This window comes from Nitrospira sp. CR1.1 (genome assembly GCA_014055465.1).
Lineage (GTDB): Bacteria > Nitrospirota > Nitrospiria > Nitrospirales > Nitrospiraceae > Nitrospira_A.
This window is the reverse complement of record WIAF01000013.1, coordinates 53222-66284: the sequence shown is the minus strand read 5'-3', so window position 1 is coordinate 66284 and position 13063 is coordinate 53222. Positions and strand designations below refer to the sequence as shown.

7 protein-coding genes and 1 pseudogene are annotated in these 13063 nt (G+C 57.1%); 4 read left to right on the top strand and 4 right to left on the bottom strand.

The annotated features are described in order from the left end of the window. Entirely contained in the window at nt 1-3123 is a 3123-nt protein-coding gene (locus GDA65_18165; GenBank protein ID MBA5864610.1) for a CusA/CzcA family heavy metal efflux RND transporter, read from the top strand. Between the two features lie 466 nt (nt 3124-3589). Here the strand turns inward: GDA65_18165 and GDA65_18160 are convergent, their stop codons facing one another. The 3 genes from GDA65_18160 to GDA65_18150 all read right to left on the bottom strand — a co-directional run bounded on the left by GDA65_18160 (nt 3590) and on the right by GDA65_18150 (nt 6114). Then, nucleotides 3590-4051 (bottom strand): hypothetical protein, encoded by a 462-nt coding sequence (locus tag GDA65_18160; GenBank protein ID MBA5864609.1) that lies wholly within the window; start codon nt 4049-4051, stop codon nt 3590-3592. 96 nt (nt 4052-4147) lie between these two features. Further along, complete coding sequence (locus GDA65_18155) at nt 4148-4939, bottom strand: AAA family ATPase (GenBank protein ID MBA5864608.1); 792 nt, start codon at nt 4937-4939, stop codon at nt 4148-4150. Further along, nucleotides 4936-6114 (bottom strand): IS21 family transposase, encoded by a 1179-nt coding sequence (locus GDA65_18150; GenBank protein ID MBA5864607.1) that lies wholly within the window; start codon nt 6112-6114, stop codon nt 4936-4938. Before GDA65_18150 ends, GDA65_18155 begins: the two co-directional genes overlap by 4 nt. 1099 nt (nt 6115-7213) lie before the next feature. Here GDA65_18150 and GDA65_18145 point away from each other — a divergent pair. The 3 genes and pseudogenes from GDA65_18145 to GDA65_18135 all read left to right on the top strand — a co-directional run bounded on the left by GDA65_18145 (nt 7214) and on the right by GDA65_18135 (nt 12100). Then, a complete protein-coding gene (locus GDA65_18145; protein ID MBA5864606.1) occupies nt 7214-9982 on the top strand; it encodes a filamentous hemagglutinin N-terminal domain-containing protein in 2769 nt (922 codons plus the stop codon). A 9-nt stretch (nt 9983-9991) separates the two neighbouring features. Next, entirely contained in the window at nt 9992-11845 is a 1854-nt protein-coding gene (locus GDA65_18140) for a BamA/TamA family outer membrane protein (GenBank protein MBA5864605.1), read from the top strand. A 9-nt stretch (nt 11846-11854) separates the two neighbouring features. Further along, nucleotides 11855-12100, top strand: a pseudogene (locus tag GDA65_18135) (hypothetical protein). Here GDA65_18135 and GDA65_18130 read toward each other — a convergent pair. Then, entirely contained in the window at nt 12064-12963 is a 900-nt protein-coding gene (locus GDA65_18130) for an OmpA family protein (protein MBA5864604.1), read from the bottom strand. The pseudogene GDA65_18135 and the gene GDA65_18130 overlap by 37 nt on opposite strands. Nucleotides 12964-13063: the final 100 nt, after the last annotated feature.

Genomic DNA, 13063 nt, shown 5'->3' with positions numbered 1-13063 from the left:
ATGATTGAACAGATCATCGAATTTAGCGCGAGAAATCGTTTCATTGTTTTCTTACTGGTCTTTTCCTTCTCAGCAGTAGGCCTCTGGGCAATGCGTCAGACCCCTATTGATGCCCTGCCTGATATTTCCGATACACAGGTGATCGTGTACACCACCTGGCCGGGACGGTCTCCAGATTTGGTCGAGGACCAAATCACCTATCCGATTGTTACGGCGCTCTTGTCCGCACCCAACGTCACCGTCGTTCGAGGGTTTTCGGACTTTGGCTATTCCTACGTCTACATTCTTTTCAAAGATGGTACGGATATCTATTGGGCCAGGTCGCGCATTCTCGAACGGTTGAATCAACTCTCTGGCCGGATGCCAGAAGGTGTCATGCCCCAGTTGGGGCCCGACGCGACCGGTGTTGGCTGGGTCTTTCAGTATGCGTTGATTGATGAATCCGGTCAGCACGATCTCGCCGCTCTTCGCAGTTTCCAGGATTGGTATCTGCAGTATTGGGTTCGAGCTGTGGAAGGCGTGGCCGAGGTGGCCAGTGTTGGCGGATTTGTCAGGCAGTACCAGGTCAACCTCGATCCTACGAAGGTCTCTGCCTATCGACTGTCACTTCCTGCCATTGTCGAAACGATTCGCCAGAGCAATAACGACGTGGGGGGCCGTGTCGTAGAATTTTCTGGAATCGAATATGTGGTCCGCGGGCGCGGCTATATCAAGAACGTCGAGGACATCGAGAAGATTGCCGTGGCAGTCAACGAAAATGGGACACCGATTTTATTACGTGATGTTGCAACGATCCGGCTCGGGCCTGACATGCGGCGGGGGCTGGCAGAACTCAATGGCCAAGGTGAGGTGGCAGGCGGCATCGTTGTCATGCGGTTCGGCGAGAATGCGTTGACTGTCATCGAACGGGTCAAGGCCAAGCTCAAAGAGCTAGAACCTTCTATGCCGAAAGGCGTGAAAGTGGTCAGCACCTACGACCGGAGCGATTTGATTCGTGAGTCAATCGCTACTGCCAACGAGAGTTTGATGGAAGAACTCATCGTCACCGGCGTCTTGATCCTGGCGTTCTTACTCCATGTGCGTTCGGCAGTCGTCCCCATCCTGACACTTCCACTCGCCGTCCTGATCTCGTTCATCCCGATCTATCTCATGAACATCGGCATGAACATCATGTCTCTGGGCGGTATCATCGTGGCGATCGGCGATATGGTCGATGCCGCCATCGTGATGGTGGACAATGCACACAAGCGCCTTGAGGAATGGGAGCGGGATGGGAAGGTTGGCGACCGGCTCCAAGTCCTGATCGATTCCGCCAAGGAAGTCGGCCCACCCATTTTTGCGTCTGTGCTCGTCATTGCCATCTCATTCATCCCTGTCTTTGCGCTTGAAGCGCAAGAAGGTCGCATGTTCAAGCCGCTGGCTTGGACGAACAACCTGGCCATTGTGATGTGTGCCGTACTGGCCATCACCTTAGTCCCTGCCTGCTTACCGACGTTTATTCGAGGGAAGATCTTTCCGGAACTGAAGCATCCTGTCACCCGCTCGCTGCAACGGCTCTATGCCCCGATGTTGGGCGCGGCGTTGCACTATCGAAAAGCGGTCGTGATGAGTGCGATCGTATTGATGGCCAGTATCGTGCCGGTCTACCAGCAAATGGGCTCCGAGTTTATGCCGCCTTTATATGAAGGCACGATCCTCTATATGCCGACCACCTTGCCGGGCTTGTCGGTGACGGAGGCTAGCCGGCTACTTCAAATCATGGATCAAAAGCTGCGCTCCTTTCCGGAGGTGGAACAGGTCTTTGGTAAAGCTGGACGAGCGGAAACATCCACCGACTCCGCACCCTTCAGCATGATGGAAGTGGTGGTGGCGCTGAAATCGAAGGATCAATGGCGACCAGGGTTGAGCTATGAGGGACTCGTGGATGAGATGGACCGCGCGCTTCAGATTCCTGGGGTGACAAACGCGTGGACGATGCCAATCAAGGCGCGGATCGACATGCTGACGACCGGGATTCGGACGCCGGTCGGAATCAAGGTCTTTGGTCCGGATCTGAAGCAGATCGAAAAGATCGGCGAGCATCTGGAGATGGTTCTCAAGGACGTACCCGGGACTAGGAGTGCGTATGCAGAGCGTGTATCCGGGGGATACTTCCTCGATTTCGAGATCAACCGTGAGGAAATCGCGCGCTATGGCTTTAAACTGATGGATGTTGGAAAGATCATCGAGACCGCCATCGGGGGTGAAAATATTGCCACGACCATTGAGGGGCGAGAACGTTATCCCATCAACGTTCGCTATTTCCGTGAATTGCGGGATGATCCGGAAAAGCTGGAGCGGGTGTTCGTTGATACGCCGACTGGTACGCAAGTGCCGCTCGCCCAGCTTGCGACGCTTCGATTCGTCCATGGTCCTCCCATGATTCGGGACGAAAATGGGATTCTTGCGGGATACGTCTTCCTCGACATGGCAGGGCGAGATGTCGGCGGCTATGTGGAAGATCTCAAAAGAGTTGTGGCCGAAAAGGTGGTGTTGCCGGCTGGCTATACGATCGTCTGGTCAGGCCAGTATGAATTTATGGAACGTGTGAAAGAACGGCTGAAGCTAGTCGTCCCGCTGACGCTCATCTTCATTTTCGTCACATTCTATTTCGCCTTCCGGTCGGTCGCACAAACCTGCATGGTCATGGTTGGGGTCCCGCTCTCCCTCGTGGGCGCGATCTGGTATCTGTCGCTTCTAGGGTACAACATGAGCATCGCGGTGTGGGTAGGACTTATCACCGTCGTAGGGACGGCGGCGGAGACCAGTGCCGTCATGTTGGCCTATCTGGATGAGGCCTGCTCGCGACGCAAAGCGGCCGGTCGACTGACGACACTTCAGGATGTGATTGAGACGGTGCAATTCGGCGCGGTGGAGCGGATTCGACCCATGATGATGATCGGCCTTGTGGATGTGATTGGGTTGATCCCTGTGATGTGGGCGACTGGAACTGGCGCCGATGTGATGAAACGCATCGCAGCGCCTCAAGTTGGCGGGGTTTTTTCCGCCATGCTGCTCACGTTGTTTGTCATTCCGCCGGTCTATGTCATGTGGCGGTGGTGGAGGCAACAGCAGGAGTCATAGGGGCAGCCATGTCTCTGAAGCAGGCGACAAAGGCGGAATTCTCACTGGACTTGGACAAAACAGCATATCTGGCGCCGGAGAACACAACCATGCGGGAGTCGTCTCCGCTTAAGAACGGGAGTGTTCCCGGCAAGCACAACGCCGGTGCGAGTGTGTCGTCGGATGAACAGATGCAGAGCGCGAGAGTGTGGAGTTTTAGAAGCCGCGCTGAACGATGCTGTCGGGAGCAATGCATTGGATAAAAGTAGATTACGTCTGTTGCCAAGTCAGGAATGGGAGTCACGAGAACGGATCGTGATGGTGAGGAACTCTTCGGATTCTTCTGTGAAAAAGTGTGAAAGCCAGACCTGGGTCGGCCAGCAATTGTTGGAACGGCTCGCTGGTGTACGGCTGCCCCATCGGAGTGATGCAACACGGCCTCCGGTTTGCCTTGCCGCCAGATCGCCATTACCAACGCATGGGTGACTCATTGGGCCGTCATCGTCGCATTCATGGACCAGCCGCCACTCGTCGGGGGAAGCGATCCACGACCGCCGCGAGGGAGAGCCTCCCTTCGGCCGTTCAGGTGAGACGTGAAGTCAGTCACCCGGTTTGGAGCCGTGGCGTCAACCTGACGATTGCGCACATTCGGTGTCACCGCGCGCGGCGATTGCGGGCCGGCATCGACAGGCATCTGACGCTGTCTGGAATGCGCCCGCCAGGCCTGTCGCCGCATCAGCTGCTCGATCCGAGGCATGCCGCATCCATCTCCCTCGGCCAGGAGGTCGTGGCGCACATGTCTCGTGCCGTAGGTCCGGGGATTCTGCAGGAAACTCGCCAGAATCTTGTCGCCCCACATCTCGTCGCGATATACGCGCTGACTGCGTGGCCGCGTCAGCCATGCAGAGAACCCACCTCGCGAGACACCGAGCGCCTCGTATCGCCACATCGTCGGCCAGCTCCTGTCAAGACCGAAGCTGGTTGTCCGCAAATCACCGATGTGAGATGTCCACTTTTCACCGTTGAGATTGTCCAGTCCACTGACTCAAATCGCCCCATCGGTCGTCACCTCTCCCGGCTCGGTGGGTGGCCGTCGGCCGAAGAGCCCGGCCTTCTTCTTCTCCCGCAGCCGATAACTCTCGCCTTTGATGTTCAACGTGGTCGCGTGATGCAGGAGCCGGTCCAGGATCGCGGTGGCGAGCACGTGATCGTTGAAGACCTCCCCCCAATCCGCAAAGCTCTTATTGCTGGTCACCATCAGGCTGCCTCGCTCGTAGCGGCGAACCAGGAGCCGGAAGAAGAGACTGGCTTCTTCCCGCGTGAGCGGCAGGTAGCCCAATTCATCAAGGATCAGCAGCCGAGGGTAGGCGAGCTGTTGGAGCGTCCGCTCCAGTCGGTTCTCGTGCCGCGCCTGGACTAACCGGCCCATCAGACTCTCGAAGGTCGGGAAGAGCACTGAGTAGCCCGCTTCCACGGCTTTGATCCCCAGGGCAATGGCGAGATGGGTTTTGCCCACGCCGGGTGGCCCCAAGAGGACCACGTTCTCGGTGCGTTCGACAAAGCTCACCCCCGCCAACTCGCGCACGACTTTGCGGTCGAGTGAGGGCTGAAACTCGAAGTCGAACTGGTCGAGGGTTTTGATCCACGGGAACCGGGCGAGCCGCAGGCGACTGTCGATCCCGCGCTGGTGCCGCCCCCGCCATTCCGCTTCCAGCGCCTGGGCCAGGAACCCTTGATAGTCGAGATCGCCCTTGGCCGCCTGCTCACAGACGCCGTCGAGCTGGGTGAGCAGATGCTCCATCTTCAAGCGTTCGAGGAGCACACTCAGTTCCATCATGGCGCCACCTCCTCGTAGACGGCCAAGGGACGCCGTTCAACCTCGAAGATGTTCGCCCACAGGGCGGCATGATGCGCCGGGACCGTGACCCAGTCCCGCTCCCCGGGGACCACGCGATGGCTCGCCACAAGGTGCTCCCCCTCGTAGACGGCCAACTCCCCGTCGAGCGTGAGCCGGATCTGGACCGGGCGGCCGGCCAAGTGGGCGGGCACGCTGTAGCGGCGGCCGCGGACGTCGATGTAGGCGTCCCAGCTGACCTGCCGGATTTCTCGGTAGGCCGTGTCGTAACGTGTGGCTGGCAAGGGTCGCAGCGTCGAGGCCTCGCGGGCAAACCGGTCGGCGACAATCTCCTGGACCGTCCCATGTCGCCGTTGGTCGGCCTCCTCCCGCAGCCACTGTTCGGCGAGCTGATTGAGATGGGCCCAGCTCTCGAAGGCGCGGTAGCGCACGAAGAAGTGGTGCTTGACGTAGCCGACCATCCGCTCATCTTTGCCCTTGGTCTGCGCCCGTGCAGGCCGACAGGCGCGCGGCACAAACCCATAGTGGCCCGCGAGATCCACAAACCTCGGATGGAACCGGACGGGCCCGCCCACGGGATGCTCCAGGACCGCTGCCTTCTGATTATCCACCAGGACCTCCCCCGGGACGCCGCCGAACCAGTCGAAGCTCCGGATCAGCCCGTCATAGGTATGTTCCGCATCCGCGCCGTCTGTGCACCAAAAATGGAACCGCCGCGAGAATCCCAGCGTGTTGACGATCACGTGGACCGTGGTCTCCGCTCCGGCAATCCGCGTCCGGTGCTCGGCCCAATCGCTCTGCAGCTGCCGCCCCGGAGCCGTCTCAAACCGTACGGTCGCCCGGCGGACGCGCAGCACTCGCTTCGGTCGGATATAGTCCCGGAGGATCGAGAGCCGGCCCGGATAGCCCTTGGTCTGCAACTCCCGAAAGATCACCACGGCGTTCCAGACCCCCTCAGCTAACAGCCGGTCGATGTCGGCCCGATAGGGATCCAGCCGACTGCTCCGCCGGCTGGGCCGTGGAGCCGGCGCTCCACCACGGGCGAGCGCCCGGCGGATGGTCCGGGGATGCACGCCGACCTGTTTCGCGATGTCACACACATAGAGGCCCCGTTGTGCCAAGGCATCAATCACCATGAAGTCCTCCCTTCGCAGCATCCGTCCCTCCTCCGCTTGGATAATCGGTGAAGGGACATTGTGATCGGTGTTCAGAGGACTTTTCAGTTCGGTGATCGTAGGACTTATAGCATCGGCGCTGACAGCTCCCCGGTGCTTCACGATGAAGCCGCACGTCACGGCGGCACCCTCGCGAAGTAGGCTGCGGCCTTTTTAGATTGTTCCGCTCGGCTTTGAGCTTGGTGACCTCACGACGGAGGCGTTCGATCTCCAGCTGATTTGTCCCTGGCCGAGGAAGCCTGCTGCGCATCGGCTGCACACTCCCATACCGATCGGCGTACCATGGTGGCCTCCACGGTTAAATCCCGAGCCGCTTGTGCCACCGTCACGCCTCGTTCTCGACCGAGTTTCACCGCCTCCAGCCTACACGCTCTCGTGTGCGTCGTTCCATTCCCACCTCCGCTTTCCTTCATATCCCTCACTCGGTGTCTTTGAAACCGGCAGCAGGCCACTCCGTAGCCGTATCAAATCTGAATGGGTATATGCCTGATATTGATTCATGGGTTTTCATACGTTGTGTAAAGACTAGCTGGATACAAGGCCCACACCAGAGTCAATTCTAAAGAAGACACCTTGTCTCCAAGTTACTAGGGAGGTTCTAAAGATCGTTTCCTTTGAACGTCGGCAATTACCAAACCGAAAAAATGCCACTACGAATAATCCTTGGCGGTAGGAGGTGATGAATCGTTAGCCAAATCCACAGGAATGGCCTGTCCCTTCCTGCCTCAGAGCATTATTCCTCATCTGTAGCATCTTGCCCTCAGTCGCTCCCGCTCTTCTCTCGGAAAAGTCCGCAATCGTCCGTGTAACCGGTGTACTTTGCCCTGCTGACTCTGCTCTTCTGAGGTACAAGGATTGCTCTGTCAAATTGCAGGAGACCTGAGGTAGAAGTCGGCCTCTGAATAGGGCGTGCCGGGTGTTGGGAGGCGCGCCATCTGCCATCGGAAGCCAAGGAGCAGCGTCAACGCAAGCTGCGGCGCGGGAACGGGAGGCAAGTAGGATATGACGGGTTGCCATGTGGTGTGAACCGCAGGGCATGATCCCGTGTCGCATGCTTCTTCAGTGAGAAAGGGGAGTTCCCATGGACGGGAGCCCAGGAATATTTCGAGCAGTTTTTGTTCTGACGGTGATGATGAGTTTGTTCTCCGTGACGGGCAGCGAGGGGCAAACCACGTCAATTACGTCTTCCGGGCTGAACACCAATGTGGCCCTTAGCCCCAATGCGCCAGTGCCGACGTACAACATTACCGGCGGCACGAGACCGGGCAATGGCACGAACCTTTTCCATAGCTTTGGCGACTTCAGTGTCGGCACGCATGACCGCGCTCTGTTTCAAAATGACTCCGGACTTGCGACGACGAATATTCTGAGTCGGGTGACGGGGGGCCAGACCTCGAACATCTATGGGAACATTCAGACGGCGGGGTTTGGAACGGCGGCCTTGTGGCTGATTAATCCGGCCGGCATCGTCTTTGGCCCCTCGGCCTCGCTGAATGTCGGCGGTTCGGTGCATTTCAGCACGGCCGACTATTTGCGGCTTGGCAGCGGCAATGATCGCTTCTATGCGGATTTGGGCAAAACAAGCCAACTGACGAGCGCACCAGTGACGGCGTTTGGATTTTTAGGTGAGCGCTTGGCAGGTCCCATTACCGTGCAAGCCGGATCGCCGCTTGCCGTTGGTGAAGGAAAGGCGATTTCGCTGATAGGCGGGGATATTTCGATAATTGGACGAACTGTTTTCGCACCGGGTGGACAGCTAGACCTGGCGAGTGTGGCAGGAGCCGGCGAGGTAATTCCCGATCAGCTAGGTGAGACGCCATCTCTTGGTCTCGCCAACGTGTCCAAACAAGGTACGATTCAACTCACAGAAGGGGCGATCTTGAGAACGAGTTCTAGCAAAGGCGATGCTGGCCAGGTTTTTGTTCGTGGAGGGCAGTTAGTGTCGGAAAATGCAAGCCTTGAAGCAATTACGACCGCCTCTAGTCAGTTTGACTCTACTTTTACTGTTATGACTTGCTGCAAAGGCGGAATAGTCGACCTTGTTGCTGCCTCGGTCTCGTTGAAAGGAAGTGCTGGGGGAAGTTCAGGAAGAACGATTTATACGAACAATCAGGGGGATGTTACCATTAGTTCAAACGAAGTGGCGCTGGATCACGCCCAGATTGTTACTGATGGGTACAACGTACCAGGGCCGAATATGAATCGTGCTGGGCACATACGTGTCCAAGGTTTGGGGGGAACCGACTCCTTTTCAAATCATGTCTTACTGCGGAACCAAACCGTGCTTGATACCGAGGGATGGTTTCTTGATGTTGGGGGAGGTAGACAGGGCGGACAGATCAGTATTCAAGCAATCGACATAGATATGTCGAATAGCCAGGTACTGACGAATCAAGGGTCTATAAGGCTGGAGGCGGCAAGAACCATCCGGAGCGGTGGCCAGAACCTGATTCAAAATGACTTCGGATTCACTGCAAATGTTTCCGATCACAAAGGCATCGTATTGAAAGCTGGCGAGTCTATTTCCCTGACAGCAGGAGACATCGTGGCTGCTGTTGAACACGCTAGTATTCATTCGGCACATTTTTCACCAGACAATATCCTCATTGCCGCCCCCACTTTATCCTTTAGGGCGACAAAGATATCTGCGGACGGTGGATCACTCGGCAGTGCGGGTGACATCGATATTCGTGCTAGGGATATTGTTGTCTTTGATGATTCTGTCATCAGCACAAAGAATTCCGGCTCAGATCCGTTGAATGGCGGAGGAGCTGCCGGCACAATCACTATTTCAGGTGTCGAAGACGGTGTCGGTGCCAAAACCATTCAAGTCCTGAATGACAGTAAGATATCGAGCAGTGGCCCTTCTGATAATAGTTTTGGATTTGCAGGTTCCATCAGTGTAAAGGGCGATTCTGTCGTCTTCGATGCGGGACACGCGGCAGTGAGTCATGCAGGTATAGGCGGTGGTGGAAGAATATCTATACGTGGCAACAATTTATTATTCGCAAATAACTCGAGTCTGGAAGCAACCACAACCGGTCTCGATAGGATAGCTCCTTCCCCTCAAGGTGTCAGTCAACTTTATCCAGCAGCAAGTGGAGGAAACATTGTAATCGCCGGAACTAATATAGTTCTGGCTGATCATTCCACGATAAACACCTCCTCAACTGGGGATGGAAAGGCCGGCGATATCACTCTTAATTCAGGTGGTAGTATCTCTATCGCGAATAGTATGGTGACGACCTCGGCGGCTGAAGCGTCTGGCGGCAATATTACCCTCACTGCGCCGAATCTGGTGCGCCTTCGTAGTAGCCAGATCACCACCTCGGTAACTGCTGGAACGGGTGGTGGTGGTAACATCACGATTGACCCACAATTTGTGGTTCTTCAGAATAGCCAAATTCTTGCCCAGGCAACTCAGGGGAAGGGCGGAGCGATTTCCATCGTTGCTGGGGTCCTGTTGGCTGACCCTGCAAGCGTGATCAATGCCGACTCTGGAAATCAGGCACTCAATGGTACCGTCAACATTCAAGCACCTCTCCAGCAACTTGCCGGTGCCATTGCGCCGTTGCCGCAAGCCTTTGCGGTCGCAACCAATCTCTATGGCCAGCGTTGTGCTGCGGAGAAGGGCGGGCAATTCAGCAGCTTCGTGCAAGGGGCGCGGGACGGCGTGCCGCCGCAGCCAGGGGATCTGATTCCGAGCCCGTTGCTGCTGGAGTTGGATGAGGTTCCGTTGAGCCGTAGCCTACAGTCCCCATCAAAGCTGTCAGCGATCCGTCTCGGATTGCCTGATTTCGAGCAGTCGTCTCGCAGCAGCCTGACAGTCTTTGTCGGCTGTCGATCGTAAGGCGGCAAGGTGGGGCACCTGATCGTCAAGAGCCAGGAGGAGGGGACCATCCATTACGCCACCGAGCATCAGCCTATGCCTTCCTCGCAGCCGAACAGCATGCAGAGAGGGTGGAGCGGTTGTTCCCGGAACGTCTTCTTCCAACTCTTGATGCTGGTTGCCTGCAGTCTGTTGATGCCTGAGCTTGACTATGCGCAGGTCGGCCTGCCCCCTGTGATCGATCCTTCCGGCCGATCCGGCCTTCCACCTCCGGTGGAACAGAAGCAGCCCTTGCGTCCGGAGCAGCCTCCCACGGAGATTCTTCCTCCGGTCCAACCTTCGCCGAGAGATCTCCGCCAGAAGGGCCCGCTATTGCGGGTTTTTGTCAGACAGATCCAGGTGGTCGGCAGCACCGTACTGTCACAGGAGGAGTTGACCCAACTCACCGCTCTCTACGAAAACCGGGAGGTGACGACCGAAGATTTGGAGGAATTGCGAAGGCGCATTACGCTGGCCTATATCGACAAGGGCTATCCCAATTCAGGCGCGGTGCTGCCTGATCAAGCGGTGGTCGATGGCACGATCACGCTGCAGGTGATTGAAGGAAGGCTCAGTGATGTCAGAATTCAAGGCACGAAATGGTTTCGGCCCTCCTACCTCCGCGACCGTATTGAGCTGAGCGCAGGGCCCCCCTTTAACATGAACCCGCTCCGGGACCGGCTGCAGCTGCTTTTGCAGGACGACCGGCTGGAGCGCTTGAATGCCGAACTCAAACCGGGCACAGTTCCCGGTGAAGCTATATTGGATGTCGCGGTGCAGGAGGCGAATCCCGTCAGGGCTTTTGTTGAGTATAACAACTACATCAACCCCACGGTCGGCGAAAATCAGCTGCGCGGGACGATGGCCCATCGCAACCTCACGGGCCGTGGCGATGTGTTGAGTATGAGTTTCGGGGCTTCGGGTCAGGCTTCCCCCGCTAAGATAGGCGTGTTCCCGGCGGTGGATGCCTCCTATGCGATTCCCCTCAACCGATACGACACCACTTTGTTTGCGGGCTACCGGTATTTCAAGTTCAAGGTGGTGGAAGATCCGTTTCGGCCGCTGGATATCAAGAGCGAGACACAGATCTTCACCCTGTCGCTGCGCCAGCCGGTCTATCGCACCCTGAACGACGAGGTTACGATCGCGCTCGTGGGCGAATACGAGCAGAATGCCAATAGTCTCCTTGGCACGCCGTTCGACTTCGTCACTGGCATGAAGAACGGCTTTGGGAATGTCGCCGCGCTCCGCTTCATCCAGGAATGGACCCATCGGACCACGGAGTCCGTATTTTCGGTGCGCTCCCGCTTTTCCACGGGGGTCGATGTCCTGGGGGCTACGGTCAACGGAGCGTCGGGAGCGGCGGAAGGTCAGTTTTTTTCCTGGCTCGGGCAGGCGGAATGGTTGAAGCGTTTTGAATCGCGTATCGAAATATTAAACTTTCTCAATATGCAGCTCGCCAATGACCATCTGTTTCCTCTCGAACAAATGGCGGTAGGGGGACGCTACAGCGTGCGGGGCTATCGCGAAAACACCCTGCTTCGGGACAACGCCTTCGTGTATCAGTTTGAGACCCGCTTTCCTCTGTGGAGTTCAAGCGAAGGATTCCCTTACGTGCAGTTCTGTCCCTTCGCGGATGTTGGCCATTCCTGGTCGGCCAAGGGCGTGAGCGGCGATCCGCAAACGTTGGCGAGCGTGGGGGCCGGACTCCGGTTCAATATCAGCACGGTGGCAAACCTCAATGTGTATTGGGGACGGCGTCTCGTGACGAATAATGTCTCGAACCCTCATAACGGTCTGCAGGATGAGGGGGTGCATATCCAGTTTGTGCTCAACATCCTCTAGCAGGATGCGGAAAAATTCGCCAGCGGCGCTCTCGCAAGACACTGCCGCCTCACCGGCTCGGCGGCGTTCACAAACGTGACGCGCGTTATTCCGCGCGTCGTGAACCTCAGAGTCTCACCGTACGGCACGAGTACGATTCGCCTCTTCGCTCGCTGTGGCCTTGCTGGATGGCCCTTTTGCGCATCCTGCGGGCTGTTTCTGAAAAGCTTGCTGTGTGCTTATCGGGGGCTAGGGGCGGGAGCCTTGGCGGAATAGGGTTCTCCCTGTTGGATGCGACGCAGGTAGGGGTGACCGGCCGCGACCATTGCATTCTCACCGAGCGGAGCATTGGTCGCAAGTTTGAGGCGGACTAGACAGCCCTGTTGGGACTCGACGGGAGAGAGCAGGCGGATGGACCATTTCATACGCAGATTGTCTTCCCAACAGGTCGTCGACTTTTGTTGGCAAGCTGGTTGTTGTAGACCGTAACTGACTGTCGTGACCTGCGTCTCTCCTACTCGCATCTCCTGCAATCGACGGCTCACATCTGATACCCAGGCCTGGCCGATGACGAAACTATAGGCCTCTGTCCCACGTTCATCACAATAGGCTTCCAGCGTCAGATGCGTTCCTGGATCTCGATCAAGGAGCAGGGCTGTCGAGGCCAGGAGTTGTGCCGCTTCTGCCGCCACGATGGGATGATCGTCGGCAAGGTAGAGGTCGCCGAGTACGGTGGTTCCGGTTCCTGAATGAAGGACGGCCTGCGTGCGGGCAAGCCTGACAGAGGCCGCTCTCGTGCCGGCTATGGGACTGTCCTCTACCGTCGCCACGAGAAAGCCTGTTTCGACCCGTGAAAAGTATCCGAACTCTTCACCGGTGAGATTTGGTTTGACTCGTTCTTTTGCTGAAAGATCCGTAAGGGAAGGCCAGGTGGAGGAGACGGTTGTTGACGACACTTCCGTGAGGCTCTCTGTTCCGGTATAAAAACCGGCCTCACTGATGGAGTTCGACAGAACGAACAGAGCAATCAAGATAGAGATGCGGAAGGCAGGCATGGGAATAGAAAAGGAATTGCTCATTAGAATCCGTGAAGCGGCATGCTCGACGGCAGGAGAGATCACGTGCCACGCAGGCAGCATTGCTCTCCATCAACTATAGCAGGGGATTTTCAGCTGGCTAGGAAGGGGGACCGGGGGCGAAGAGTTCCGCTCTGCTCGTGAAGGAGCATCAGGATGAGAC